General features: G+C 59.5%; 26 protein-coding genes and 1 tRNA gene. 13 read left to right on the plus strand and 14 right to left on the minus strand.

Annotated elements, in window-relative coordinates; genetic code table 11:
• Window positions 1–28 precede the first annotated feature (28 nt).
• Window positions 29–949 carry a molybdenum cofactor biosynthesis protein MoaE gene (locus tag CPPEL_RS11375; RefSeq protein ID WP_123961086.1) on the plus strand — a complete coding sequence of 307 codons (921 nt, stop codon included), beginning with the start codon at window positions 29–31 and terminating at the stop codon, window positions 947–949.
• A complete protein-coding gene (locus CPPEL_RS10615) occupies window positions 931–1,968 on the plus strand; it encodes a ThiF family adenylyltransferase (protein ID WP_123961087.1) in 1,038 nt (345 codons plus the stop codon). Before CPPEL_RS11375 ends, CPPEL_RS10615 begins: the two co-directional genes overlap by 19 nt.
• Window positions 1,969–3,298: 1,330 nt before the next feature.
• Here the strand turns inward: CPPEL_RS10615 and CPPEL_RS10620 are convergent.
• On the minus strand, window positions 3,299–3,598 hold the full coding sequence (locus CPPEL_RS10620; RefSeq protein WP_123961088.1) for a hypothetical protein: 300 nt from the start codon (window positions 3,596–3,598) through the stop codon (window positions 3,299–3,301).
• Between the two features lie 267 nt (window positions 3,599–3,865).
• A tRNA-Ser gene (locus CPPEL_RS10625) sits at window positions 3,866–3,950 on the minus strand.
• Window positions 3,951–4,045: 95 nt separating this feature from the next.
• Between CPPEL_RS10625 and CPPEL_RS10630 the strand changes: the two genes are divergently transcribed.
• Entirely contained in the window at window positions 4,046–4,993 is a 948-nt protein-coding gene (locus CPPEL_RS10630) for an NAD(P)H-quinone oxidoreductase (RefSeq protein WP_123961089.1), read from the plus strand.
• On the opposite strand, the gene CPPEL_RS10635 is transcribed toward CPPEL_RS10630, so the two are convergent.
• The gene (locus CPPEL_RS10635) at window positions 4,990–6,192 is read right to left on the minus strand and encodes a PLP-dependent aminotransferase family protein (RefSeq protein WP_123961090.1); all 1,203 of its coding nucleotides are present in this window, start codon (window positions 6,190–6,192) and stop codon (window positions 4,990–4,992) included. The genes CPPEL_RS10630 and CPPEL_RS10635 overlap by 4 nt on opposite strands.
• A gap of 102 nt (window positions 6,193–6,294) precedes the next feature.
• Here CPPEL_RS10635 and wzm point away from each other — a divergent pair, with 102 nt between their 5' ends.
• The 3 genes from wzm to glfT1 are packed head-to-tail and all read left to right on the plus strand — an operon-like array spanning window position 6,295 to window position 8,946.
• Window positions 6,295–7,191, plus strand: a complete 897-nt coding sequence (gene wzm, locus CPPEL_RS10640) for a galactan export ABC transporter permease subunit Wzm/RfbD (RefSeq protein WP_123961091.1) — start codon at window positions 6,295–6,297, stop codon at window positions 7,189–7,191.
• 27 nt (window positions 7,192–7,218) lie between these two features.
• Window positions 7,219–8,025 (plus strand): galactan export ABC transporter ATP-binding subunit Wzt/RfbE, encoded by an 807-nt coding sequence (gene wzt, locus CPPEL_RS10645; RefSeq protein WP_123961092.1) that lies wholly within the window; start codon window positions 7,219–7,221, stop codon window positions 8,023–8,025.
• Window positions 8,026–8,028: 3 nt separating this feature from the next.
• On the plus strand, window positions 8,029–8,946 hold the full coding sequence (gene glfT1, locus CPPEL_RS10650) for a galactofuranosyltransferase GlfT1 (RefSeq protein WP_123961093.1): 918 nt from the start codon (window positions 8,029–8,031) through the stop codon (window positions 8,944–8,946).
• 65 nt (window positions 8,947–9,011) lie between these two features.
• Here glfT1 and dnaB read toward each other — a convergent pair whose 3' ends face one another.
• The 9 genes from dnaB to CPPEL_RS10695 form a co-directional block, all read right to left on the minus strand.
• Window positions 9,012–10,418 (minus strand): replicative DNA helicase, encoded by a 1,407-nt coding sequence (gene dnaB, locus CPPEL_RS10655; RefSeq protein WP_123961094.1) that lies wholly within the window; start codon window positions 10,416–10,418, stop codon window positions 9,012–9,014.
• Window positions 10,411–12,276: a glycoside hydrolase family 15 protein gene (locus CPPEL_RS10660; RefSeq protein ID WP_245990452.1), complete on the minus strand. Its 1,866-nt coding sequence runs from the start codon at window positions 12,274–12,276 to the stop codon at window positions 10,411–10,413. Before CPPEL_RS10660 ends, dnaB begins: the two co-directional genes overlap by 8 nt.
• A 430-nt stretch (window positions 12,277–12,706) precedes the next feature.
• Window positions 12,707–13,159: a 50S ribosomal protein L9 gene (rplI, locus tag CPPEL_RS10665; protein WP_123961096.1), complete on the minus strand. Its 453-nt coding sequence runs from the start codon at window positions 13,157–13,159 to the stop codon at window positions 12,707–12,709.
• Window positions 13,160–13,249: 90 nt separating this feature from the next.
• Window positions 13,250–13,810, minus strand: a complete 561-nt coding sequence (locus CPPEL_RS10670) for a single-stranded DNA-binding protein (protein WP_123961097.1) — start codon at window positions 13,808–13,810, stop codon at window positions 13,250–13,252.
• A 35-nt stretch (window positions 13,811–13,845) separates the two neighbouring features.
• Complete coding sequence (gene rpsF, locus CPPEL_RS10675) at window positions 13,846–14,133, minus strand: 30S ribosomal protein S6 (protein WP_123961098.1); 288 nt, start codon at window positions 14,131–14,133, stop codon at window positions 13,846–13,848.
• Between the two features lie 123 nt (window positions 14,134–14,256).
• A complete protein-coding gene (locus CPPEL_RS10680) occupies window positions 14,257–14,442 on the minus strand; it encodes a hypothetical protein (protein ID WP_123961099.1) in 186 nt (61 codons plus the stop codon).
• 79 nt (window positions 14,443–14,521) lie between these two features.
• The gene (locus tag CPPEL_RS10685) at window positions 14,522–15,742 is read right to left on the minus strand and encodes a chloride channel protein (RefSeq protein WP_123961100.1); all 1,221 of its coding nucleotides are present in this window, start codon (window positions 15,740–15,742) and stop codon (window positions 14,522–14,524) included.
• Between the two features lie 65 nt (window positions 15,743–15,807).
• Window positions 15,808–18,000: a transglycosylase domain-containing protein gene (locus CPPEL_RS10690; protein WP_206608931.1), complete on the minus strand. Its 2,193-nt coding sequence runs from the start codon at window positions 17,998–18,000 to the stop codon at window positions 15,808–15,810.
• Between the two features lie 133 nt (window positions 18,001–18,133).
• Window positions 18,134–18,496, minus strand: coding sequence for a DUF5318 family protein (locus CPPEL_RS10695; RefSeq protein ID WP_123961101.1), 363 nt, complete (start codon window positions 18,494–18,496; stop codon window positions 18,134–18,136).
• A 109-nt stretch (window positions 18,497–18,605) separates the two neighbouring features.
• Here CPPEL_RS10695 and CPPEL_RS10700 point away from each other — a divergent pair, with 109 nt between their 5' ends.
• From CPPEL_RS10700 to CPPEL_RS10715, 4 genes are read left to right on the plus strand one after another with little or no spacing between them, the layout of a single operon-like run.
• Complete coding sequence (locus CPPEL_RS10700; RefSeq protein ID WP_123961102.1) at window positions 18,606–19,073, plus strand: MarR family winged helix-turn-helix transcriptional regulator; 468 nt, start codon at window positions 18,606–18,608, stop codon at window positions 19,071–19,073.
• Window positions 19,074–19,080: 7 nt separating this feature from the next.
• Window positions 19,081–20,067 (plus strand): universal stress protein, encoded by a 987-nt coding sequence (locus CPPEL_RS10705; protein ID WP_123961103.1) that lies wholly within the window; start codon window positions 19,081–19,083, stop codon window positions 20,065–20,067.
• Between the two features lie 33 nt (window positions 20,068–20,100).
• Window positions 20,101–20,748 (plus strand): SDR family oxidoreductase, encoded by a 648-nt coding sequence (locus CPPEL_RS10710; protein ID WP_123961104.1) that lies wholly within the window; start codon window positions 20,101–20,103, stop codon window positions 20,746–20,748.
• Window positions 20,749–20,761: 13 nt separating this feature from the next.
• Window positions 20,762–21,235: a hypothetical protein gene (locus CPPEL_RS10715; RefSeq protein WP_164470423.1), complete on the plus strand. Its 474-nt coding sequence runs from the start codon at window positions 20,762–20,764 to the stop codon at window positions 21,233–21,235.
• Between the two features lie 7 nt (window positions 21,236–21,242).
• Here CPPEL_RS10715 and trhO read toward each other — a convergent pair whose 3' ends face one another.
• A complete protein-coding gene (gene trhO, locus CPPEL_RS10720) occupies window positions 21,243–22,172 on the minus strand; it encodes an oxygen-dependent tRNA uridine(34) hydroxylase TrhO (RefSeq protein ID WP_123961106.1) in 930 nt (309 codons plus the stop codon).
• A gap of 56 nt (window positions 22,173–22,228) precedes the next feature.
• Here trhO and CPPEL_RS10725 point away from each other — a divergent pair, with 56 nt between their 5' ends.
• Window positions 22,229–22,714 (plus strand): gluconokinase, encoded by a 486-nt coding sequence (locus tag CPPEL_RS10725; protein WP_123961107.1) that lies wholly within the window; start codon window positions 22,229–22,231, stop codon window positions 22,712–22,714.
• Between the two features lie 10 nt (window positions 22,715–22,724).
• Here CPPEL_RS10725 and CPPEL_RS10730 read toward each other — a convergent pair whose 3' ends face one another.
• Entirely contained in the window at window positions 22,725–24,113 is a 1,389-nt protein-coding gene (locus CPPEL_RS10730; RefSeq protein WP_123961108.1) for a GntP family permease, read from the minus strand.
• An 89-nt stretch (window positions 24,114–24,202) separates the two neighbouring features.
• On the opposite strand from CPPEL_RS10730, the gene CPPEL_RS10735 reads away from it, so the two are divergent.
• Window positions 24,203–25,012 (plus strand): Fpg/Nei family DNA glycosylase, encoded by an 810-nt coding sequence (locus tag CPPEL_RS10735; protein WP_123961109.1) that lies wholly within the window; start codon window positions 24,203–24,205, stop codon window positions 25,010–25,012.
• A gap of 11 nt (window positions 25,013–25,023) precedes the next feature.
• Entirely contained in the window at window positions 25,024–26,517 is a 1,494-nt protein-coding gene (locus tag CPPEL_RS10740; RefSeq protein ID WP_164470424.1) for an NAD(P)H-hydrate epimerase, read from the plus strand.
• The last annotated feature ends 1 nt before the right edge of the window (window position 26,518 follow it).

Genomic DNA, 26,518 nt, shown 5'->3' on the forward strand with positions numbered 1-26,518 from the left:
AGCCGTGCTTAATGGTCAGGAGTAAGCAATGAAGCGCAGCGCGCGGGTGCTGGTGGCCTCTACAAGAGCCGCCGCCGGAACATACGAAGACACCACCGGCCCCGAACTCGTCCGGTGGCTCCGCAGCCTCGGCTTCGACACCCCTGAGGCCACCGTGGTGGCAGATAAGGATGTGGCGTGGGGCGTCGAAAAGCTCCTTGGAGCAGACATCCTCATCACCACCGGCGGCACGGGCATAGGCCCCGAAGATCAAACGGTGGAGGCGGCGCAGGCGCACATTGATAAACCCATGCCCGCGATCATGCACGCAATCTGGCAAGAAGGGCTCAAAAACACCCCATACGCAGTGCTTTCGCGCGGAGTAGCAGGCATGGCCGGACGCAGCTTCATCTGCACCCTGCCCGGCAACCCCAACGCCGTGCGCGACGCCACGACAGTGCTCGAACCACTGCTCGGCGCGATCATCGACACCGCGCGCGGCAACACCCACCAAGGCCACAACGACCCCGAATACGTCCAAGCCCAAACCGGGAAAGTGATCGCAGCCAGCATCAACGACTCCCCCATCGACGCAGAACACGCGCGGCGCGAAACCGCCACCCCAGCCATGGGCGCCGTGGTCACATTCGACGGAGTGGTGCGCGACCACGACGGCGGCGAAGCAGTAGCCGACCTCACCTACACCGCGCACCCCGACGCCGAAAACGTCATGCGCGAAGTGTGCGAACGCATCGCCGCCGAACACCCCAACGCCCGCATCTACGCCGCCCACAGAACCGGGCCGCTCGCCATCGGAGACACCGCCTTTCTCGTCGTGGCCGCCGCCGCACACCGCCACGACGCCTTCCACGCCGCCAGCGCCCTCGCCGACGCCGTAAAAGCCGAAGTGCCCATCTGGAAGGAACAACACCTGCGCGACGGCCGCACACAATGGGTAGGCATCGAGTGAGATACGCACGCCAAGAAACACTCATCGGCCCTAAGCTGCAAGAAAAGCTTTTCGACGCCCACGTCACCTGCATCGGCGCCGGCGGATTAGGATCCCCCGCCCTGCAATACCTCGCGGCCGCCGGTATCGGGCGCATCACCATCATCGACGACGACCACGTCGACGAATCCAACCTGCACCGCCAAGTTCTCCACAACACCGCCGACGTGGGCAGACCCAAAGTGGAATCAGCCCGCGACGCACTCTTAGCCTTAAACCCCAACGTGCACATCGAAGCCGTGCACCAGCGACTGCGCTGGCCAGAAGCCATGGACTTAATCCAAGGCCAGGTAGTGCTCGACGGCTCCGATAACTTCGACACCCGTCACATCGTCTCTACCGCCTGCGCCCGCAAAGGCATCCCCCACATCTGGGCCGCAATCTTGGGCTTCGACGCCCAAATGTCCGTGTTCTGGGCAGGTCACGGCCCACTTTACGAAGACCTCTTCCCCCAACCTCCCCAACCAGGCCAAGTGCCAAGCTGCGCCCAAGCCGGCGTCCTCGGCCCCCTCGTCGGCGTCATGGGATCCGCCATGGCCATGGAAGCCATCAAACTCATCACCGGACTCGGCACCCCACTATTAGGCACCCTCGCCTACTACTCATCCCTAGAACAAACCTGGGACCACATACCTTTGCGCAGCTCAAACACCACCCTCAACCGCGTGCTGAGCGAGCCACCAGCCACCCAAGCACACGCCCCCACCATCACCGTCGCCTCCTTTACTGACACCTCCTTCACTGGCCCCGCCACGCCACTCATCGACGTGCGCGAACCCCACGAATACGCCCTCACCCACATCCCCGGCGCCCAAAACGTACCCCTATCCGCCATTAAGGCCGGCGCCCTCGTCCCCAACAACGCAGTGCTCTACTGCCAGGCCGGCATACGCTCCGAGCAGGCATACTTCCTGCTCAGCGAGCGCGGAGTCACGGGACTGCGCAGCCTGCGCGGCGGCATCGACGCCTGGGAGGGCTAAAACGGGCTGGGGTTGTTGGGGTTAGGGCTGTGGCTGTGGCTGCGGCTGTGGCTGTGAAGCGTGCACTTTCCCATTACAAACGAGGTGGAATTCGGGTTTTCGAGACTGATTGACACTGGAAAGTGCACATCGAGGTGCTCCTAGGCAGGTGGCTCAGCCCGAAGCGTTCACTTTCCCATGACAAACGGGGTGGAATTCAGATTTTCGTGGCCGAATGACACGGGAAAGTGCACACACCAACGGCCTAAGCCAGGTAATCGGACCCCAAGCGTGCACTATCCCATGACAAACGGCGTTGAATTCGGGTTTTCGAGGCTGATTGACACTGGAAACTGCACACCCGACTGACCTAGGCCAGGTAATCGAACCTCAACCGTGCACTTTCCCATGACAAACGGCGTTGAATTCAGGTTTTCGAGGCCGATTGACACTGGAAAATGCACATCGAGGTGCTCCTAGGCAGGTGACTAAGCCCGAAGCGTGCACTTTCCCATGACAAACGGAGTTGAATTCGGGGTTTCGAGGCTGATTGACACTGGAAACTGCACACCCTAACGACCTAAGCCGGGTTATTCGACCCAACCGTGCACTTTCCCATGACAAACGCAGCCCAAACCTGGAATCAGAACCCAACTGACACTGGAAAGTGCACACGTCGCGGGATCTACAGCCTCTTCTGCACCCAACCGTGCATTTTCCCATGGCAAACGGAGTGGAATTCGGGTTTTCGAGGCTGATTGACACTGGAAACTGCACACCCTAACGACCTAAGCCGGGTTATTCGACCCAACCGTGCACTTTCCCATGACAAACGCAGCCCAAACCTGGAATCAGAACCCAACTGACACTGGAAAGTGCACACGTCGCGGGATCTACAGCCTCTTCTGCACCCAACCGTGCATTTTCCCATGGCAAACGGAGTGGAATTCGGGTTTTCGAGGCTGATTGACACTGGAAAATGCACATCGAGATGGCCCTAGGCAGGCGGCAAAGATCCAAGCGTGCACTTTCCCATGACAAACGAGGTGAAATTCAGGTTTTCGACGCGGAATGACACGGGAAAATGCACACCCGACTGGCCTAAGCCAGGCACCCAGTCCCCTACCCGTGCACTTTCCCATGACAAATGGGATCAAATTCAGGTTTTCGGCGTGGAATGACACTGGAAAATGCACACGCGGGGTCATTCAGGGCGCGAAGAGTAGTGAGCACTCGCCAGGCTCCTCAACTTGAACAGGTTGGGGTGCCTAGAAGTTCGAGACTCAAGACGCGCGAAAGCCCCGCCGTGGAGGGCAGTCCTAAGGCGGGGCTGAGCGTTGAGATGCTGTTCTTATTCAGTGGGTTCAGCGGCGGCTTCTTCGCCCGGAGCTTCGGCAGCATCTTCGCTAACCTCTGGGGAAGCCTCTTCGGAAGCTTCCGCGGCAACCTCATCGGAGGCTTCTTCAGCAGGTGCCTCGGCAACCTCTTCGGTTGCTTCCTCAGTTACCTCAGGGGTGGCTTCTTCGGTGGCGGGCTGCTTCTCGGAGGAAATTGGGGTGGGCTCCTTGTCGGCAGAGCTCGACTGCGCGATCGGAACGATGAGGCCAGCGATGGCGGTGATGGCGGAGATGATGAGGGTGAAGGTGGACATGTAATGCCTTCCATTGAGGGAATCTACGATCGTTCATCGCTTTCAAAGTGTTACATCTTCGAAACCGACTGGTTGAACATTACACTTAGCCACATTTTGTTGGCAACCGTTAGCGTTAAAAAACTTCAAAAGGCTGCTCAATCAGCGAGGCCTGGCGTTGCTCATGTCGCCCCTCCCGAGTAAAACACGGCCTAAAACGAGTGCTACACCCACGAAAAACCCCCACCAACCAGGCAAAACACCAGGTCAGCGGGGGCGCTCAAATTGCGGAGGCACAGGGATTTGAACCCTGGGTTGGTTTCCCAACGCTGGTTTTCAAGACCAGTGCATTCGGCCGCTCTGCCATACCTCCAGCTCGTCCTGCTCAGGGGCGCCAAAGGCGTTTGCTGGGCTGGAACAGGCTCAAAGTCTACCCCAAAACTGAGTTTTCTTTTAACGTGGGAGGGTATGAAGGCAATTCAGGTACAAGACGATCAACAATTGGTGCTCGCTGATGTCGAGCGCCCGGAGCTCAAGCCGGGCGAGGTGCTGGTGAAGGTGAAGGCTGTGGGTGTGAACCGCGCTGATCTTCTTCAAGCAGCCGGCCATTATCCGCCGCCGCCTGGCACTTCTGAGGTGCTGGGCCTGGAGTGCGCGGGCGTCATTGAGGATGCTGGCGATACTGATCGCGAGCAGGGTGAGAAGGTTGCTTGCTTGCTCGCTGGTGGGGCTTATGCCGAGTATGTGGCTGTTCCTGAAGGTCAGCTCATGCCAATCCCCGAGGGCTATTCCTTTGAAGAGGCCGCCTCTGTGGTGGAGGTCGCCTGCACTGTGTGGTCAAATCTTGGGATGCTCGCGGGCTTAGAGCCTGGTCAAACGCTGCTGATTCATGGTGGCGCTGGCGGCATTGGCACCTTCGCTATTCAGTTGGCTAAGCACCTTGGCCTCACAGTGGCTGTGACTGCTGGTTCCAAGGAGAAGTTGGAGGCGTGCAAGGATCTGGGCGCGGATATCCTCATCAATTACAAGGAGGAGGATTTTGCTGAGGTGTTGAAGAACAAGTGCGATCGCATCCTCGACATCATCGGTGCGAAGTACTTGGATCAGAATGTGAAGGCCTTGGCTAAGGATGGCCACATGGTCATCATTGGCATGCAAGGTGGCGTGAAGGGCGAGTTGAATATTGGCCGCCTGCTTTCTAAGCGCGGCACCATCTCGGCCACTGCGCTGCGTGCTCGTGATTTGGATGATAAGGCCAATATTGTGCGCAGCACGACTGAGCACATTTGGCCTTTGTTGGCCAAGGGTGTGATTCGCCACCACATCCATCAAACGCTGCCGCTTGAGCAAGCTCAGCGCGCGCACCAGATGCTTCAGGATGGAGAAGTCACCGGCAAGCTGGTGCTCAGCGTTTAGCCGAGGCTGGCGACAACGCGGGCGAGCTGGTCAATATCGGCCACGGTATTAAATGGGGCGAGCCCGCAGGTGATCGCACCTTCTGTGTCTCCTAGACCCATTGCTTCGAGCAGTGGGTCTGCTTCGCTGATGGCGGCAACCAGGCCGTTGGTAAGCAGCCGCTGCTGGATGGTGGCTGCCGGTACTCCCTCGATGGCGAAGGTGGCGGTGGGCAGCCGATCCACATCTGCGCCGGCGGCTACTTCGCCGGTCACGCCAAAGACGTGCACTTTGTGCATGGATTGCAGTGCTTCGATGAGGGCGGCGCTGAGTTGTTCGCCATGCTCGGCTAAGCCCTCGATGGACCTGGCAAGGCGGTTCCTGCGGGTGCCGCGGGCGGATTCGTCGAGGTCAGCTAAGTGGTCGATGGCCGAGGCCAGGGTCATGGCTAAGGCTGGGGAGGCGTCGTCGATGAAGGCGCTGCGGTCGATGCGGGGGAACATCGTGTAGTCGCGAAACGCCAGTGCTGCGATGCCCGGAACTCCGAGGGCGCGGCCGTCGATGGCGACGATATCGGCGCCGAGGTCGCTGTGGCGGGCGCTGCGGTAGGTGATGGTGGGCGTGGCGTCGATAAGCATCCAAGCACGCGAGGCGGCGCGAACGTACTGGGCAACGTGGTAGGTGGAATGCACGCTTCCCACCTGCGGCGATGCGGTCTGCATCACGATGAGGCGCGTGGAGCCGTCGACAAGCCCACCAAATTGCCAGCTCGGCACCTCGCCGGTGCCCACATCGGGTTCGGCCCAGCGCACGGGCGCATCGATGTTCATCATGCGGGAATCGGCGCGGGAGAGCACCACCGAGGCATCGCGGCGCAACAGCGGGCGCGCGGCGCGAGAAAAGCGCGAAAGCAACACCGGCAGGCTAGGGCCCAAAATCACCGCATCGGAAGAAGTATCCGTGAGATCGGCAACAGCCCGGCGCGCCGCTAAGAACATGTCGCGGCCAGAGGCTGCGGGGGCAACGGCCAGCTTGGCGTGCGAACCCACCTGCTCGGCTGGGGCATCCATGCGCGGCAAGGTCGGCGCGGAACGAAACGCCCGCGCTGCTGCGGCGGCCACGCGCTCGGGGATCTGAGGCTGAATGTGTGCGTCCAGGTAGGTCCAGCCGTCGCCCAGCGAGGTGTAGAGACCTCGAATCCGAGCTACATCAACTGCCATGCCTGTTGCTCCCTCACTTCTGCTTCAAACCTTCGACCTTTTGCCGTTACAGTATGCCTGTCGTATCCAATCCTTGCACTATCCGGGCTATCGTAGGACGTTGTGCAGGACAACGCAGAGCATCGCAATATAGAGGCCACCATCGCCCGGATCACCAGTGCTGGTGACGGCGACCCGGAGCCCTCGCAGTCTCAAACGCTCGCCAGTGCCTGGAAGGATCTTACTTTCGGCTTCTCGCAGCACGAGCTTTGGCTGCAATTAGGCTGGCAGGACATCAAGCAACGCTATCGACGCAGTGTGCTCGGCCCGCTTTGGATCACCATCGCCACCGGCGTGATGGCCTTGGCGCTGGGTCTTTTGTACTCGGTATTGTTCAAGATTCCCGTGGCCGAGTTCCTCCCCCACGTCACTGTGGGCTTAATCATGTGGGGCTTTATCGCCGGCTGCATCAAAGAGGGCTCGGAGGTCTTCATCGCCAACGAGGGCTTAATCAAACAGCTCCCCTCAGCACTTTCGGTGCACGTGTATCGCCTGGTGTGGAAGCAAACACTCTTCCTCGCGCACAACATGGTCATTTGGGCCATCTTGATGCTCATTTTCCCCCGCCCTTTGGGTTGGGATCTGGCGCTGGCGGTGCCTGGTTTGGCGCTGTTGATTATCAATGGCGTGTGGGTGTCGATGTTCTTTGGCATCGTGGCTACGCGCTACCGCGATTTCTCCCCGCTGCTTGAGGCCCTCACCCAGCTTCTGTTCTACGTCACCCCCATCGTGTGGACCACCGAGACGCTCTATGCCCAGGGCGGCGCGGTGTCTGAACGTGCGGCCATTGCCAAGCTGAATCCGCTGTATCACTACATGGAGATTGTGCGCGATCCGCTCATTGGTAAGCCGATTGAGGCGGAGAACTGGATCGTGGTGGGCGTTTGCACCGTGGTGGGCCTGTTCTTGGCGCTGCTAGCCATGAAGCGTTGGCGTTTCCGCGTGAGTTATTGGGTTTAAACGATCAGGCAAGGTTAGGAGCACACCATGGTTTCAATTGATACTTATGACGCCTGCGTCGATTTCCCAATTTTCGACGCCAAATCTCGTTCCATGAAAAAGGCCTTCCTCGGTGCCGCTGGCGGTGCCATCGGGCGCAACCAAGACAACACCGTGGTGGTTGAGGCCTTAAAGAACGTCAATCTTCACCTCCGCGAAGGCGACCGCATCGGCCTCGTTGGCCACAATGGCGCGGGCAAGTCCACCCTCTTGCGTCTGCTTTCTGGCATTTATGAGCCCACCCGCGGCTCCGCGCATATTCGTGGCCGCGTGGCCCCCGTCTTTGACCTGGGTGTGGGCATGGACCCGGAGATCTCCGGTTACGAAAATATCGTCATCCGTGGCCTGTTCCTTGGCCAGACCCGCAAGCAGATGAAGCAGAAGATGGACGAGATCGCCGAATTTACCGAGCTCGGCGAATACCTCTCCATGCCGCTTCGCACCTACTCCACCGGTATGCGCATCCGCCTGGCTTTGGGCGTGGTTACCTCCATCGAGCCTGAGATCTTGCTTCTCGACGAAGGCATCGGCGCCGTCGATGCTGCCTTCATGGCCAAGGCACGTACTCGTTTGCAGGAGCTGGTGAAACGCTCAGGCATCTTGGTTTTTGCCTCTCACTCCAATGATTTCCTGGTGCAGCTTTGCGATACTGCCCTCTGGGTAGACCACGGGGAAATCCGCCAAGCCGGTGCCGTGGATCAGATCGTCGAGGCCTATGAAGGCCCCAAAGCCGGTGAGCATGTGCGCCGTTTGCAGCAGCGCATCGCCCAGGAACAAGCAGAGCGGGGAGCCTAAACCATGCCACTGAAGCCAAGTGATGCCATCGCCGCCGTGATCGTCACCCACAACCGTCCGGAGCTTCTGGCTCATTCCTTAGAGGTGGTGGCACAGCAATCCCACCCGGTGGATTGGGTGATCGTGGTAGACAACGACGACGACCCCAAAGTGCAGGACTTGCTCAAGCAGCACGCGGGCGATCGCGGGGTGTATTTGGCCTCCAAGCACAACCTCGGCGGCGGCGGCGGTTTTGCCTATGGCTTCTTGCACGCCCTCGCCCTTGGTGCCGATGCGGTGTGGTGCGCCGATGATGATGGCCGCCCCGAAGGCCGCGAGGTGTTAGCCACCCTGCTTGAGTGCGCCGCACGCCATGAGCTTGAGGCTGTCTCCCCTGTGGTGTGCAACCTTGAGCAGCCAGATCGCCTTGCCTTCCCCTTGCGCCGCGGTGTGCAGTGGCGCCGGCTGCGCTCTGAACTGATTGATCCAGCCCACCCCGAAGATGATCTGCTTGAAGGCATCGCCTCACTATTTAATGGCGCTGTGTTTTCCGCCCATGCCCTAGAGCGTGTGGGCGTGCCGGATTATCGGCTCTTTATTCGCGGCGATGAGGTGGAATACCACCGCCGCCTGCAGCGCTCCGGCCTGAAATTTGGCACCTGCTTAAGCACTGCCTATTTGCACCCCGATGGCTCCGATGAGTTCAAGCCGATCCTGGGTGGGCGCATGCACACCCAGTACCCGGATCAGCCCGGCAAGCGCTTTTTTACCTACCGCAATCGCGGCTATCTGATGAATCAGCCGGGCATGCGGCGGCTGTTGCCGCAGGAGTATGCGCGCTTTGCCTGGTTCTTCCTTGTGCAGCGCCGCGATCCGAAGGGGTTTGGCGAGTGGCTGCGCCTGCACCAGCTTGGCCGCCGGGAGCGCTTCGAACGCCCCTAGCCAGACCAACCAGCCAGCCCGGCCCAGCCCGGCCGAGCCCAACCAACCAGCCAGCCCTCCCCCAGCTAACCGCGCGGCATATTCACAAAGCGCGAGAAGTGCAGTTGGTGCGCCACAGACACGGTGCCGATGGGGCCGCCACGGTGTTTAGCCAAGATGATGTCGGCCTCGCCGGCGCGCTCGTCTTCGGTGTTTTGGGAGTCGGGGCGGTAGAGGAGCATGACCATGTCGGCGTCCTGCTCCAGCGAGCCCGATTCACGCAGGTCGGCCACCTGGGGGCGTTTATCGGTACGTGATTCTGGGCCACGGTTGAGCTGCGAGATTGCAACCAGCGGCACATCGAGTTCTTTGGCCAGCAGTTTGAGTTGGCGGGAGAATTCGGAGACTTCTTGCTGGCGTGATTCCACGCGCTTGCCTGAGCTCATGAGCTGCAAGTAGTCCACGATGATCAGTTGAATATCGTGGTCTTGTTTGAGCTTTCTGGCTTTCGCGCGGATCTCCATCATGGTGAGGTTGGCGGAGTCGTCGATAAACAGTGGGGCTTGGTCGATGCGCCCTACGCGATCCACAAGGCGATTCCACTGCTCTTGGTTGAGGTGGCCGCCGCGCATATCGGCTAGTTTGACTTCCGCTTCTGCCGAGAATAAGCGCATGGCGATTTCCTCGGAGCTCATTTCCAGGGAGAACACCACGGCTGCTTTGTTTTGTTTGATGGTGCAGGAGCGCACGAAGTCCAGTGCGAGGGTGGATTTACCCACACCGGGGCGGGCGGCCACGATGATCATTTGGCCGCCGTGGAGGCCGTTGGTGAGTTTGTCTAGGTCGCTAAAGCCGGTGGGCACGCCCATGGCCAGGCCGCCTTGAGAGTCGATCTCCTCGATCATCTTCATGGTGGATTCGGAGATATCCGCCAAGGCCTTGTAGTCGGTGGTCTTATTCTTCTTGGAAATGCGGAAGACTTCTTGCTGAGCCAAGTCGATCACTTGCTCAACCTCTTGGCCCTCGGTGCCCTCATAGCCCATTTGGGCAACGCGAGTACCGGCGTGCACCAATTGGCGCAGCAGCGCTTTTTCCGCCACCAATTCGGCGTAGTAGCGGGCGTTAGAGGAGGTGGGCACCGAGGAGATGAGCGTGTGCACATAGGGTGCCCCGCCTACGCGTTCGAGTTGGTTGCGTCGGTCGAGCTGGCCGGTGACGATCACCGCGTCGATCTCTTTATTATCCGAGTAGAGATCGATGATCGCCTCGTAGATCATCTGGTGCGCTGGGCGGTAGAAATCTTCGGGGCTGAGCAGCTCGATAATGTCGGCCACCAGGTGTGGGCTGAGCATGATCGCGCCGAGCACGGATTGTTCTGCCTCAATGTCTTGGGGCTCGCGGCGTGCTTCGCGGGTATTGGCCCGCGGTGCAGGTCCTGGTTCTTCTGGTGGCTCGGGTGGGAAGAAGTCGTCGTCAAAGCTGGGGTTAGTCAAGGTGTGCTCCTTCGGCGCGGGCGATGGCGTCTGCGGCGCGGATCAGTGCCAGGTGTGAGAAGGCTTGGGGGAAGTTGCCGGCTAGGCGCTGCGATGCGGGATCGTATTCTTCTGCCAGCAGGCCAAGATCGTTGGCAATACCTACGAGCTGCCACATGCGTTCGCGGGCTTGTTCGAGTTGACCGGAGGCCGCGAGCTGTTCGATGTACCAGAAGGTGCAGATCAAAAATGGGTACTCATCGCCCTCGATGCCGTCCATGCCCCCTTCGGTGCGGTAGCGGTAGACGAAGCCGTGGGCGTCGACAAGCTCCTTTTCGATCTTTGCTACCGTGCCCAGCATCTTTGGATCTTCGGCGCGGATGAATCCGGTGTGCGGCAATTGCAGCAGGGAGGCATCTACTTCGGTGTTGTCATAGGTTTGGGTGAAGCTGCCCTCTTCCTTGTTGAAGCCCCTGGCCATAATCTCGTCGTAGAGGGCGTCGCGGTGGTAGCGCCACAGCTCCGCATCCCCGTCGAGGCCGTGTTCTTCGACGGCGCGAATGGCCTCATTAAAGGCAGCCCACATCATCACTCGCCCGTGGGTGAAGTAGTGCAGCTCGCCTCGCATTTCCCAGATGCCGTGGTCTTTGCGGTGAATATTGTTAATGGTGTACTCGATCAGGCGTTTTTGCAGGCCCCAAGAGAATTCGTCTTCGGGGTATCCGGCATCACGCAGGCGAGCAAGCGCGAGCATGACCTCGCCCACCACATCTGCTTGGTACTGATCGGCGGCGCCGTTGCCAATGCGCACGGGCGTGGAATTTTCATAGCCCTTCAAGTGCGGCAGTTCTTGTTCTGCCAACTCGCGCTCGCCGCCAAGACCGTACATGATCTGCAGGTTTTCTACATCGCCGGCCACGGCGCGCAGCAGCCAGTTGCGCCAATCGGTGGCACCTTGGACAAAGCCGTGGCTCACCATCACCTCCACCGTCAAGGCTGCATCGCGCAGCCAGGTGTAGCGATAATCCCAGTTGCGCACGCCGCCGAAATCTTCCGGCAAGGAGGCGGTGGGGGCAGCGACGATGCCGCCGGTATCGGAGTGGGTAAGCGCGCGAAGCACCAGCAGGGAGCGGGTGACTTGCTCTTTCCAGGGCGAATCTACCTCGAGGTTGGATAGCCAATTGGTCCAGAAATCGTAGGTGAGCTCGAAGGCTTGGCGTGGCTGTGCTGGGGTGGGCACTTGTTGCCAGGAGGGGAACCAGGTAAGCGACCAGTCCAGTGTTTCGCCTGCACGCAGGGGGAAATCGCCCACCAGGCGCGGCACTACGGCACCGCCGGTGTGGTCTTCTTCTGGCGCGGTGGTATCGAAGAGCTTTGGCCCGGAGATCACGATGCCGTCTGGCCCTGCGGTGCACAGCAGGACTTCTTCGCCGGTTTCTTCTACCTCTGCGCTTCTAAACCACGGCAGGGCGCGCGCGTAGGAGAAGCGCACGCGCAGATCGTGGGTGACGGTGACTTCGCCTTCGAGGCATTCCACGCTGCGGATCAGGTCTGCTTGCACTGAGGAGGGCGGCAGGTAGTCCAGCACGCGGGCTTTGCCGGTGGGTGTTTCCCAGATGGTTTCGAGGATGAAGGTGTTGTCGAGGTAGCGTCGCTCGGTTACTTGGCCTCCGCGCATGCTGAGTTTCCAGCGGCCATCGTCTGGGGTGCCCAGGATTGAGGTGAACACTGCGGGGGAATCAAATCGCGGGAGGCATAGCCAGTCCACGCTGCCTTCTCGGGATACTAATGGGCCTGTTTGGAGGTCGGAGAGCAGGGCATAGTCTTCCAGTGGGGTGGCGAGGTGTCGCTCGGCTTGGTGGGCTGGATGGGCATTCATGTGCTCCATTATGGTGCACGACCCCCGATCGCTCGAATGCCCTGCTAGCTTGTCGACGCCACGTTATCCACAAGCATCTGTGGATACTTTGGCGTTTTCCCCGGTAGTTTTCCACAGCCCATGTGGATAGTTTGTGTAAGAAACTCGAACCCGCCCAGGGCTTTTGGGCATTTCCGCTGGTAGGGGGCTGTTTATAAACTCTTTACAACCCTCAACAAGCACTTGAAGGTCTGTGTATAACCCTGTCTAGCAGCGGGTTTGACAAAGCAGTTTTCCCCACTTTTCTAGCGAGCTGGGAAAACGTACCCCAAAGTTATCCACAGGGGGTGGATATGAAGAAAGCCTCCCCCTAAAGGGGAGGCTTTGCTCTTGCTGTTGTCTATGTGGCCGCACGCCTTGTTCGGGCGCGGGCCGTGGTCAAGCTTGAAACTTAAGCGGAAACGACCTTGAAGTTCACCTTGGCTTCTACATCGCTGTGCAGCTTGACGTCCACGGAGTAATCGCCGGTGGACTTTACCAGGTTCTTGGGCACGATGATGGCGCGCTTGTCCAGGGTAGGACCGCCGGCCTTCTTCACTGCCTGAGCAACGTCTTCAGACTTTACGGAGCCGAAGATCTTGCCCTTCTCGGAGGTGCGCACGGCAACCTCTACGCCTTCGAGCTTTGCCAGCTCTTCCTTGAGCTCCTTAGCGTGGTCCAGGTCGCGCACGGCGCGAGCTTCCTGGGCGCGCTTGATGCCCTCAACCTGCTTCTCAGCGCCGCGGGTAGCCACAATAGCCAGGCCGCGGGGAAGCAGGAAGTTACGTCCATAGCCGTTCTTGACCTCGACGATGTCGCCAGCGACACCGAGCTTGTCAACATCGGCGGTGAGGATCAGCTTCATGATCCCTGCCTTTCGTGAATGATCACCGCTGCTGCTACTCGCAGCCCCGGTGGAAAAGTTTTTGTGATTTAAACCAATGCCAGTCGCAGCTTAGAACGGCGGCTCGGAGTCATCTCCGCCAAAGCCACCCTGCTGAGGTGCGCTATTCCAAGGATCATTGCTCGGAGCCTGATTGCCGCCGAAGCCACCCTGGTTGCCACCAAAGCCGCCAGCGTTGCCGCCACCAAAACCACCTTGATTGCCCTGGTTTCCACCCTGGCCGCCGCGGAAGTTTCCACCATCGCGGGAGTTACGATCCACCTGGGCGGTGGCGTACTTCAAGGAGGGGCCGACCTCTTCAACTTCCAGCTCCATCACGGTGCGGTTTTCACCTTCACGCGTTTGATAGGAGCGCTGCTTCAGTCGGCCAGTGACGATCACGCGCATGCCCTTAGTCAGGGTTTGTGCCACGTTCTCTGCTGCCTGGCGCCACACGGAGCACTGAAGGAACAATGCATCGCCATCGACCCACTGATTACTCTGCGAGTCGTAGCGGCGAGGCGTGGACGCGATGCGGAAATTCGCCACCGCAGCCCCGCTCGGGCCGTAGCGCAGTTCAGGATCGGCAACCATGTTGCCAACCACGGTGATATTGACGTCGCCAATAGCCATTGTTTTTTCCTTAACGTTTCAGTGCCCTATACGGCTTACTTGTCGTCGCGCAGCACCTTGGTGCGCAGCACGCCATCGTTCAGGTTCAGACGACGGTCGAGCTCAAGCACGGTAGCGGACTCGCAGTTGAGGTTGAGCACCACGTAGATGCCCTCTTCCTTCTTAGCGATGGGGTATGCCAGCTTACGCTTGCCCCAGATATCCACCTTTTCCACGGTGCCCTTGTCCTTACGGACGATTTCCAGGAACTTATCCAGGGACGGGGCAACAGTGCGTTCATCCTGGGAAGGATCCAGAATAATCATGACTTCGTAGTGACGCATGAACCTCATCACCTCCTATGGTCTTCTTCGTAGTTTCATCGGCCATACCCCCATTGGGCATGGCAGGAGGGTCGTTGCGTCAGCAACCCCACCAAGATACCGCATTGAGAAGCCCAAGTCGATTTATCCGGCGGAAACACCCACCGCCAACCCCACCGGAATCACGGTAATAAAGACCACCGCAACGCTAAACAGCGTCCACGTCAGCTTCTGAGATTTGCCCGTGCTGTAGCAAAGAAACGCAGCACAAAACAGAGCGAAACCAAAAAAGACGCTGCCGATGGTAAACCACATCACTGGATCAGACATGCGCGAAGCCCAGCTCCTTCTACAAAATCACGGAGTTATCTACACAGCAGTCTTACACATCTGCTCAGGCACCGGCGCATCAACGCCCCGTGAGCGCCGACACGTCAGCGTCTTTATTGTTGGGCAGGAAAAGCTGCACTAGATAGCCCACGCCCACACCGATCAGCAAGGGCGCCACCATCACGTGGTGGGCCAAAAGCAAAAGGATCAGCAGGATGGTCAAAGGCTTGCGCAGCGTCACCGTCAAGGCTGCACCAATACCCGCGATGGCCGTAGCAGCCAGTAGGTCGGTGGCAAGCACTCCCGATTCGCTACCGGCAACCCACATACCGGCGCAGGCGCCGATGAGCATGAGTGGGAAAAATTCGCCGCCCTTCCAGCCGGCGGCCAAGGTGATAATCGTGGCGATGAGCTTGCCCACAGCAAGGCCCAAAAGCGCAAGGCCTGTGGTTTGGCCAGGGTGAGCCACAAGATCGGCGAGGGCATCTTGGCCACTGAAGCGAAGTTGCGGAAGGCTAGCAAGCAGCAAGGCCAGCAGGATGCTCCAGCCGATGGTTCTAGCAACGGGGTGCCCGATGCGCTTATTGAGCACCTGGTAGCCGTGGTGCAAGGCGCTAAAGCCCAGGCCAAACGCTGCGCCGATGATTGCCGCGAAAAGCGTTGGCACCATGAGGTGGGTGGAGAAATCCCCGGTGGCCATGAAGTCCAGTTTGGCGTGGTGGCTTGGGGTGGCATTGATAACGAGTAAGAAGCCACCCATGCCGGCAATGGCGGCCAGGACCGGCACGACTTTGTGGTTATCAAAGGTGTCGTCTTCATAGGTGGCACCGGCAGGCGGGGAACCGTAGAGCGAACCTAGGGCTGCGGCATTGCCGATTTTTGCCAGCGCCACTGCCTGCTCGCGCGTTTGGGTGATGCGCATATTCACCAAGGCTGAAAGCTGGCCCACCACGCCTACGAGGCCGGCTTCTGGTCCGATGGCTCCGCCCGCTGCCACAGCAACGATGGCGCCGGCGGCAATGAACATGGCTTTGCCGCGGTGAAAGCTCTGCAGATCATCTGAGGCCTCGATTTCCTGCTGTAACTCGAATTCGCCGGCTTTGATGTTGATGCAGGCGATGAGCACACCAGCGATGAGCACCACCGAGAAGGTGTAGATCCAGCTTGGTTGCTCGGGCCAGATCAGGTGTTGGAGCCATTGCATCAGGCCATAGGTAAGCCCGGAGAGCACACCGGCGACCCCACCGAAGATGATGGCTACCAGCACCATCTTCCATGTCCAAACTCGTTGCTTTGTCACCTAAGGCATCTTAATGCCAAAACGCCCCCTGCAGTGCAAAGGGCGTGTGACAAGTGACTCAAATGCTAGAAGATGGGCAGCAGCGGCGGTGCGCCTTCTGCCGGTTGCTCGGGCGCAGGCTCAGCCGGAGCCCCTGGTTCAGGGTTGGCCGGTTCTGGATCGCCAAGACCTGGAACCAGATCCGAAAGCGAAGGTGCCTGGTTCGAGGTGGTGGGGGTGGTGGTGCTGGTGGTGGTTTCAGGAGTGACTTCCTGGTTCTGCGTAGCAGGCGCGCTGCTGCTGTAGTCCGGGCCGGTGGTGTAGCCGCCGGCTGCCCAGCCGATGGGCTCGGGATCCTTGAAGTACTCCACGTCATCATTGACCAATGCGCCATTCATGGCCGATTGCCAAATATCGGCGGGCAGGTTGGCACCGTACATTGGGCCACCCCAGGCGTTGAGCAGGGGTTCATTATCGTCGGTGCCTGCCCATACTGCGGTGGCAAGTTGTGGGGTAGAGCCGATCATCCATGCATCTTTGTTATTGCCGGTATCGCCCAATTGGGTGGTGCCGGTCTTGGCTGCCGAGGGGCGACCAGACAGTGCGTGGCCATTGGAAAAGGCTGCGATCGGACCCATGGCATCAAGCACCTGGGTGGCCACGGCCTCGGATACGGCGCGCTGGCCTTCGCCGCCATCGTGCTCGTAGAGGGTTTCGCCGGAGGCGGTCTCTACCTTTTGCACGAAGTAGGCATCGTGGTAGACGCCGTAATTGGACAAGGTGGCAAGGGCGTGGGCCATATCCAGGGGACGAACCAGGTACTGGCCGAGGATGATGCCGTCGAAAGGCTTCTCGCCATTTTCGGTCAGCGTCTTTTCAATGCCCGGCAGCGAACGAGGCACGCCGAGCGCATGGGCCATATCGGCGGTGTCTTGGGTGGTGTTTTCCAGGTCCTGCTGCATGCGGATGAAGCTGGTGTTATAGGAATTCTTCAGCGCCTGCTTGAGCGAGCAGGTGCCGCAGGATTCGCCACCAACGTTGGTAATGGTGTGCCCGCCAGGCAGGGTTACCGGCGCCGAAGAATAGTAGGCATTGGTAGGAATGCCCTGCTGAACTGCGGCGGCCAAGCCGAAGATCTTGAAGGTCGAACCGGCCTGCAGCGGGGCATTGGCGTAGTCATAACCGATGGCATCGGCGCCGCCATAGTAGGCACGCACGGCACCGGTTGCAGGCTCCACGCTTACCGACGCCACGCGGGTGTTTTCCTGCTCGCCCGCAAGGTTATTCTCCACCGCATTCACCGTTGCCTCCTGGGCAGTGGTGTCGATGGTGGTGGTGATGCGCAGGCCAAGGGTTTGCACCTCATCTTCGGTAATGCCGAGGCTGCCGAGCTCTGCAAGCACCTGGTTGCGAATCAGACCGTTGGGGCCATCGGCCTCGTTATAGGGCTGATTGCTTGCCGGATCCACCGTCTCTGGGTACACCATGGTGCTGCGCGCGGCGGGATCTAACCAGCCCTGCTCCACCATGCCGTCAAGCACATAGTTCCAGCGCGCTTCTGCCTCTTCGCGGTTGGTCCAGGGATCAAGCTGGCTGGGGCGCTGGATAGAGGCTGCGAGCACGGCAGATTGCTCGGTGTTCAGCTCGCTGGCGGGAATACCAAAATACGCCTTGGCGGCAGCATCAATGCCATAGGCGTTTCGGCCGAAGTAAATGGTGTTGAGGTAGGCCTGCAGCACCTCATCTTTACTCCACTCATTGGCCATCTTGACCGAATAGACCAGCTCTTTGGCCTTACGCACCAAGGAGTGGTCATTGCCCACCAGGGAGTTCTTCACATACTGCTGGGTGATGGTAGAACCACCGCCGGCGGAAGAATCGCCACGGAGTTGGCCAATGAGTGCGCGCCCAAAGCCGGTGATGGAAAAGCCGGAGTTGTTATAAAACTCGCGGTCTTCTGCTGCCAGCACTGCTTTTTGAGTCTCGTCTGGCACATCGCTCAGGCTGACTTCCACGCGGTTGCCTTCGGGAGGAACGATGCGCGCCAGTTCCGTTTCACCATCGGAGGCGTAGATCTGCGATACCTGCTTGGTTACCAGTTGTTCTGGTTCAGGCACATCTACTACAACGTAGGCGAGCATGAAGGCCACAATGGGGCCGATGATCGCCACGGCGATGGCGGTGAGCAAGGTGGGCTTTACCCAAGACTTGCCCTGCTTTTCCTGTGAGGCACCCTTGGGGCGCCCCTGGCTTTTCTTGCTATGTTCGTTCGCTGCCAACTTACAAAGCTTTCTGGTGTTCTAGTGTGCTGCGCCACGGCCTTGTGAAAGCCCGAGCCCAGGTTGCTGGGACGTGGCACAACTGTTTTTCCATAGCGTACCGCCTGTTGCTAGGCAGGTAGTAGTGGCGAGTTCACAGCTTGGTTATGGTTCGGGCTTTCAGCAGTTGGTTCCACCGGCAATTCGGGCACACTTCCACCTCGTGAATACTGCATTGCTGCCCTACTTGCAGCAGCCCCGCTACTTCTTCGGGTGTTCTGGCTGAACCGGAGGCGCGTCCGAGCGCCTCCCCGTACACCCATGTGACAATCCGGAGATCTTCGCTGCCGCAAATGGGGCAGGCGTATGTGGCAGGCCTGCCGTGATGATGTGCGGAGGCCTGCAATAAGAATTCGGCGTCGCAGACGTCCTCTCTGCGAAGCAGCCCGGCCCGGAACTGGGCTAATGTCTTATTTCTTAGACAAAGATAGTTAATTTCATCGCTGTACTGCAGCATCGAGGCCAGTGTAGGCGCTTTGCCCCCAATGGGGGTAACGCCCATTTTGCATGTAACAAATTTAGAAAAAATGTCAATGTTTTCTGTTCCTGTGGCTAAGATAATCGGCATGACGCAAAAGACCCCCCTTGAGCTAGCACAGTCTGTTCGTCCCGCGCTGACGAAGTTGTACGTGCTGTATTTCCGTATCGCTGAGCAATCTGACCTCACGGGGCCACAGCTAACGATCCTCACGCGCCTTGCCGAAGACGGCGACTCGCGCATTAGCCACATCGCCAACGCCGAGGGCATCCGCATGCCCACCGCCTCCAACGCGCTGCACCAGCTTGAACAGCGCGGCATGGTGCGCCGTGTTCCCGATAAGAAGGACCGCCGCGGCGTGCGCGTGACGCTCACCGAGAAAGGCCGTCGCGAACTCAAGCGCGTGGGTCGCGAGCGTGACTCCTATATCGCCGACATGCTCGACACCCTGCCACCGGAGAAGTTTGCCGATGCCGAGGTAGCAGCAGAGGTGATCCGCGAATTGGCTAATACCTATCAGCACACCCTAGAAACGCAGCACAACCGCGAGCACTAAGGCCCCGATGGTCCAGCGGAGCAAACACAGCGAAGACGGCGAGCCTTGCAGCTCTGAGCGCTTCGCCTTCGACCACCAGCCGGCACGAGTTCTTGTGGCCTGGAGCCCCTCGGCAACCGGCGCGGAGGCAATCGCCTCCGCCGCTTGGCTTGCCCGCACGGCCAATGTAGAGGTTCAATGCGTCACCACCTTTCTACGGCCGTGGCCTTCGCCTTCGGTAAGCAAACTGGGCTCCAAGTACAAAAAGTGGTTTAAAAAAGAGGCCGCTGCCTGCGAGAAGGCAGTAAAAAAGCAGCTCGAAGCTGCGGGCGTGGATCAAGCCCACTGGGCCAAAGAGGTGTCTATTTTTGCCGATGGCACCAATGAGGCCAATCTCATCGCCCAGGCAGCCGAGGACTTCGGTGCCGATATCGTGCTGCTTGGTTCCAGCGCGGCGGCGTCGAAAGGCCGATTGCTAGCAGGCTCTACTGCCGATGCCCTCCTACACACCTCCCCGGTACCGGTGGGGCTGATTCCGCGCGATCCGAAGCTTTCTAAGCGCGGAGTTACGCGGCTGAACTTCGGCATCATTGGCGACGAGATCGATGATGCAGCCCTGATGCGCGCAGCCAGACTGGCAGAGATTTGGACCACTCCGCTGAGGATCCTTGCGCTTTCGCCCTCCGGATTCGGCGATCCGCCGATTTCCGAGAGCCTGGAACTTCCCTCCGATATCACCTTGGAGTGGCGCGAGCGCACCCTGGCGGTATTGGATCGCTGCCGCGACCGGGTGGCAAAAGAGATTCCCAATATCGAGATCACTACCCAGATCGGCTCCGGCAATGGTTGGGCTGGTGCCCTTGATGCGCTGAAATGGAAAAAGGGCGATCTATTATGCTTAGGGTCTTCACCCATGGGCGCGTTTGAGCGGGTATTCATTGGCTCTCAAGCAACAGAGATGCTGCCCTATGTATCCGTGCCGGTGTTGATGATTCCAAAATCTGCGCAGCGTTAAGCCCGGCCCGAACTACCCGAGGAGCCTGAGAATATGACTGTTGTAGTCACCGGAGCCAGCAAAGGCATTGGCTTGGCCACCACCAAAGCACTGCTAGATGCCGGATATGAGGTGATTGCCCAGTACCGCGATACCGAACCCAGCTTTTCGCATGAGAATTTGAGCTGGTGGCAGGCAAGTTTTGACCCCGGCGCGAGCCTAGAGCCACCGGCAGCGAACGTTGAGGCCATCGTCCACTGCGCCGGCGTTGCCATTTTGGGCACTTGCGCGCAGCTTGATCCGCAGGATTGGCGCGATCACATGGAAGTCAACCTCTATGGCCCTATCGAGCTCACCAGGATGCTGCTGCCGGAATTGCGCAAGCGCGATGGGCACGTCATTTACATCAATTCTGGTGCGGGTTTGCACACGAAGCCCGAGTGGGGTGGGTATTCTGCCAGTAAATTTGCCGCCCGCGCCTGGTGCGATACCTTGCGCGCCGAGGAACCGGATATCCGCGTGACCTCCATTTATCCTGGCAGGGTGAATACGGATATGCAGCGAGCGATCGTTGCCTACGAGGGCAAAGAGTACGATGGTTCGCAGTTCATTGCGCCGGAAACCATCGCCCAAACGGTGCTTTCGGTGCTGCAAACCCCGCGCGATGCGCAGGTCAACGACGTATCTATCCGCCCACGCTAGGAGGCCGAGCGCTGTGGCTGCACCAAAAGAGCACCCGGAAAATGACCTAAGCTCCGATGCCGACTACGCCAATCGGCATCGCCCGGCGCCGCGTAACTTCGATGAGCTTGCCGACGCCCCCGACCCCTTCATCGAGGCGCAGCGAAACCGCCGCTCTACCAAGCAAGCCATCGCCTTTGTGCTGTTTATCCCAGGGCTGACCATGCTAGTTGCCTTGCTGCTGGCCATCGTGGCGCGCGCCATGGGTGGGCCTTTATGCGAAAGCGGGCACGCCACCTGGATTTGTAGCCGCGAGGCAGAAATCTGGTGGCCCATCGCATCGTCGATCGTGCCAGTTGGCGGCATCGTTGCCTGCGGGGTGATCCTATGGCGCAAATACCTTGGCTATATCCGCTGGCGCCCGTGGATGGGCGCGTTTTGGGCCACTGCTTTATGGGCCATGTTCTGGATGTTGGTGACATTCCAGATGCTCATCGTCGGCCACTAGCCTGCCGCTAGCCCGCGGCGGCCTGCTTGGCTACTTCCTTGCAGCGCTCCTGCCCGCAGTTGCGGGTTTCGATGTTGGCATGGCAATCGGGGCACATCAGCACGAGCGCGCGGCATTCGTCTTCGTTGATGCAGTGCTCGAACTTATTGGTTGCCGCACCGCATTGCACGCAGTGCCCAAGTTGAACAAAGCCTGGGTCCTCGGTGCCGGCACCGAATTCCATGTGCATGCGCTTGTCAAAGACGTAGAGTGAGCCTTCCCAGAGGCCATCGTTGCCGTATTTTTCGCCGTAGCGCACGATGCCACCGTCGATTTGGTAGACCTCTTCAAAGCCACGGTTTTTCATCAGCGAGGAAAGAATCTCGCATCGGATTCCGCCCGTGCAATAGGAGATGACGGGCTTGTCCTTCATCCAATCGTATTTGCCTGATTCGAGCTCGCGAATGAAGTCGTGGGTGGTATTGACGTCCGGGACCACGGCGTTTCTAAACTTGCCAATCTCGGCTTCCATGGCATTGCGCCCATCAAAGAACACCACTTCATCGCCGCGTTCTTCTACAAGCTTGTTTACCTCTTCGGGTTTGAGGTGCACACCGCCACCGATCACGCCCTTTTCGTCCACCTTGAGTTCCCCAGGGGCGCCAAAGGCCACGATCTCGTCGCGAACTTTCACGCTGAGTTTAGGAAAGTCCTCCGCCCCGCCCTCAGACCACTTGAATTCGGTGCCTTTAAAGCCGGGGTATTCACGAAACGCCCGAACATAGCGTTTGCAGGCATCCATTGGCCCGCCGACGGTGCCATTGATGCCGTGTTCGGAGATGAGGATGCGACCTTTGAGCCCAAGCAGGCGGCAGAGTTCGCGCTGCCAGAGCATCATCGCCTTTGGGTCGGCGATGGGAGTGAACTTGTAATACAACAGGATTTTGCTTTGGTGCACCCCTTAAATGCTACTACGCTCAAAAGAGAGCATTTTCTACTTCAAGGGAGCTTGGCGTGCACATCATCCTCATGGGCGTTTCTGGCAGCGGCAAAACCACCGTCGGAACCCTGTTGGCGCAGCGTTTGAACATGACGTACCGCGATGGAGATGATTTACACCCCCAAGCCAATGTTGAGAAGATGGCCGCAGGCATTCCGCTTAACGACGAAGACCGCTGGCCTTGGCTCCAGCGCGTGGGGGATTGGCTGGCCGAGCACAATGGCATTATGGCCTGCAGCGCCTTGAAGCGCTCCTATCGCGACTATATCCGTGAGTACGCGCCCACGGCGGTCTTTGTGCATGTGCACGGCTCAAGGGAGTTGCTTGCTAGCCGTATGGCGGCACGGCAGGGCCACTTCATGCCTGTGTCTTTGCTTGATTCTCAGCTCGCCACATTGGAACCACTCGAAGACGACGAACCCGGCGCGGTCTTTTCTATTGAACCGACGCCGGAGGAGATCGTCGAGGCGATCGTCGAATGGCTTGAGGCTAAGGCCTAAAGCGCGAGGCCTAGAGCGCGAGGCTAATGCCGTAGAGCAGGAGCGTCATTAAGAAGCCCACGGTGCCGATGAGTACCTGGTTCATAGTCCAGGTTTTCAAGGTGGTGGCAACGTCCATGCCCATGAGCCTGCCCACCAGCCAGAAGCCGGAGTCGTTGACGTGGGAGCCAAAGACGGAGCCTGCGGCTGCGGCGAGCACCATGAGTGCGATCTGGAAGGAAGAGAAGTCGCCCGCGGCAACAGCCGGTGCCATCAGCGCTGCGGTGGTGGTCAGTGCCACGGTGGCAGAACCCTGAGCCAGGCGTAGCAGCACGGCCACCAGCCAGCAGCCAAGGATGACTGGCACGCCCAGGTTTTCCATGGAATTGGCCAGGGCATCGCCAATGCCGGAGGTGCGAAGCACGCCACCGAACATGCCGCCGGCGCCGGTGATCAACACCACGGAGCAGATGGGGCCTAGGGAGCCTTCGAGGATGCTTTCAACTTCTTTGCGGCTGCGCCCCTGGCGCAATCCGAGCACCACGATGGCCACGAGGGCGGTGATGAGCAAGGCGATTGGGGTGGAGCCTAAAAAGCCCATGACGGTGCCAAAGGCGGTGTCTTCTTCGATCCAGCCCGCGGCCACTGCCATATTCATGCCGGTGTTGCCGAAGATTAATACGATGGGCAGCACGAGCAGCGCAACCACGGTGCCTGGCTTGGCGGGATTGTCAGGCATTGCTACCTGTTTGCCGCCGGTGAGGAGGTCAGGCACTGGTAGTGGGAACTTCTTGCCTAGGAACTTGCCCCAGAGGTAGCCGGAAACGTACCAGGTGGGCAGCGCCACGATCAGGCCGAGCAGCAGCACGAGGCCGATGTCTGCATTGAAAAATTCGCTGGCTGCAATAGGGCCTGGGTGTGGGGGAAGGAAGACGTGCATCACAGAGAACGCGCCCGCCGCGGGGATGCCGTAGGCAAGCACTGGGCCATTGAGCCTGCGGGCCACGGCGAAGATCACCGGTAGCATCACCATCAGGCCGGCATCGAAGAAGATGGGAAAGCCCACGATCAAGCTGGCAATGCCGAGCGCTAAGGGCGCTTTATCTTCGCCGAATTTGCGCACCATGGCGTCGGCAAGCGCCTGGGCACCACCGGAGGTTTCTACCAGCCTGCCTAACATTGCGCCGAGGCCAACGAGCAGGGCTACGCTGGCGAGTGTTTTGCCAAAACCATCGGTCATGGTGGGGACCACGCCGGTGACAGGGATGCCTGCGGCGAGCGCGGTGATGGCTGAGACGAGGGTGAGTGTGAGAAAGGCGTGCAGTTTGAGCACGATCACACAAAAGAGGATCACGGCGATGGCGCCGGCGGCGATGGCCAGCAGTGGCCCCGCCGAGAGCGTTGGCTCCCAAGTATCCATTTGTTAAAGACCTCACAGTGTATAGAGGATGAGGGACACACAACAGTGTATATTTCCTTGAAGTAGCCGTGGCATTTAGCATCGAGGATATGCCCGAAGGACACGTGATCCACCGCCTTGCCAAAGAACTCGACCAGCACTTTGGCGGCACCATCCCCGAAGTGAGCTCCCCTCAGGGGCGCTTTGCTGCCGAGGCCAAAGCCTTAGATTCTCTTGCCTATGATCATGCAGAGGCCTGGGGCAAACACCTTTTTGTCCACTTCGCACCGGAACGCCTCGAACACATTGTGCATATTCATCTTGGGCTCATTGGTAGTTTTCGCATCGAGCCGGCCGAAGAAGTGTGGGGCCAAATACGGTTGCGCATAGCCAATGACGCCATCGCGGCGAATCTGCGCGGCCCGCAGTGGTGCAGGTTGATTAGCGAGGAAGAACAGTGCCGCGCAACAGGAAAACTCGGCGCCGATCCGCTGCGCGAAGATGCCGACTTCGCGCCGATCTTGGAAAAAGTGCGCCGCTCCAAACGCTCGGTTGCCTCCCTGCTCATGGATCAAAAACTCTTTGCCGGTGTGGGCAATATTTATCGCGCAGAAACGCTCTTTCGCCTCGGCATTGATCCCTTCACCCCAGGTGAGCGCCTAGATTGCTGGGCCGAAGTGTGGGAGGATCTTCGCTTTTTAATGGCCCAAGGAGTCCAGCGCGGCCGCATCGATACCGTGCGCGAGATCCACACGCCCGAAGCGATGGGGCGCCCGCCGCGCAAAGATGATCACGGCGGCGAGGTCTATGTGTATCGCCGCAGCGGCCAGCCCTGCTATGTGTGCGGCCACCCCATTGCCGAGCAAAGCATGGAAGGACGCAATCTTTTTTGGTGCCCTGAATGCCAACGCCAACACTAGGCTTGATTGCCATGAGCATGCCTGCACTTCCTTCCGCAGTGATCACAGCAATTGAAGCACCCCTGATTCAGGCCGCGGCCCCGGATGCTCTTATGCAACAGGCAGCACACCATGTGGCCCTTGCCGCGCGCAGCATGCTGGCATCGGGCAGGGTAGTGGTGTTGGCGGGTTCCGGCGGCAATGGCGGCGATGGCCTCTACGCGGGAGCCGAGCTGGCCATGCAGGGCTACCAGGTGCAGGCCATCTTGACGGGCTCAAGCGCACACGAGCCGGCACTGCAGGCCTTTGTGCAGGCAGGTGGCGAGGTGATCCAGGAACCAGGGCACGCCGATTTGCTTATCGACGCCATGCTTGGCATCGGAGCGCGCGGGCAGCTACGCCCAAACGCAGCCGAGCTGGTGCGCCATTTTGCAGGCACTCCCACCCTCAGCGTGGATGTGCCCTCGGGTATTCACCCCGATACTGGCCTGCCCGAGGGTGAGGTGTTTGTGCAGGCAGATGTGTGCGTTACCTTTGGCGCCGCACGGATGGTGCATGGGCTTAGCCACCAAAGTGGGCAGGTGTGGGTGGCCAAGGTAGAGCCGATTGGCCAAGCGCTGCAACAGGCCGCCCGTGACGATGCTTCATGCGCCCTTTGGCTACTGCGCGCCATCGAACGCGATCGCTACCAGGCACCTCAAGGGCTAAGAGCAATTCAGGCTGATCTTGCCTGGCCACAATGGGAGCCAACACCTACAGAACATAAATACAGCGGCGTGGCCGGCATCGTCGCTGGTTCCCAGGAATATCCGGGTGCCGGGGTACTCGCGGTAGCAGGTGCTATCCACACCACGCCAAGCATGAAGCATGTGGTGGCACCGGATGATCTAGTCAAACACCTCGTGCTCCAGCGCTATCCCGAGATGGTGTGTACACAAAGCATTGAGGCCAGTAGCAAGAAGGTGCAGGCCTGGCTGTTTGGCCCTGGTTGCACTGAACGTGCAGCCCTGATGGCATTAATGCAGCGCCCAGAGCCACTGGTGCTCGACGCCAGCGCCTTGGGCATGGTGGCAGAAGATATTGCTGGGCTGCAGCAGCGGCAGGCGCCCACAATACTCACCCCGCACGCAGGAGAATTTGCCACCCTGGCCAGCGCCTGCGGTGTGGGCGCTGAGCCTAGGCTTGAACATGTGCAAGCCATGGCCAAAAAGCTCAAGTGCACCGTGCTGCTCAAGGGGCGCTTCACCTTAATCAGTGATGGCACGCACTCCTATTCTGTAGATGCTGGCCATGGGTGGCTAGCAACACCAGGCAGTGGCGATGTACTCAGCGGGATCCTAGTGGCCTTGGTGGCCAAAGCTGTTCATGGTGGCCCTAGCGTGGATTACGTTCAGGTAGCGACCCAGGCGGCCACGCTGCATGCTCGCGCTGGTTGGTTGGCGGCTCGCACCCCTTCAGGCCACAGCACAATGACTGCCTTAGCCATTGCCGAGGCTGTGCCCGAGGCCACAGCGCAGACAGGTTAAA

It is taken from the genome of Corynebacterium pseudopelargi (assembly GCF_003814005.1).
Classification (GTDB): domain Bacteria; phylum Actinomycetota; class Actinomycetes; order Mycobacteriales; family Mycobacteriaceae; genus Corynebacterium; species Corynebacterium pseudopelargi.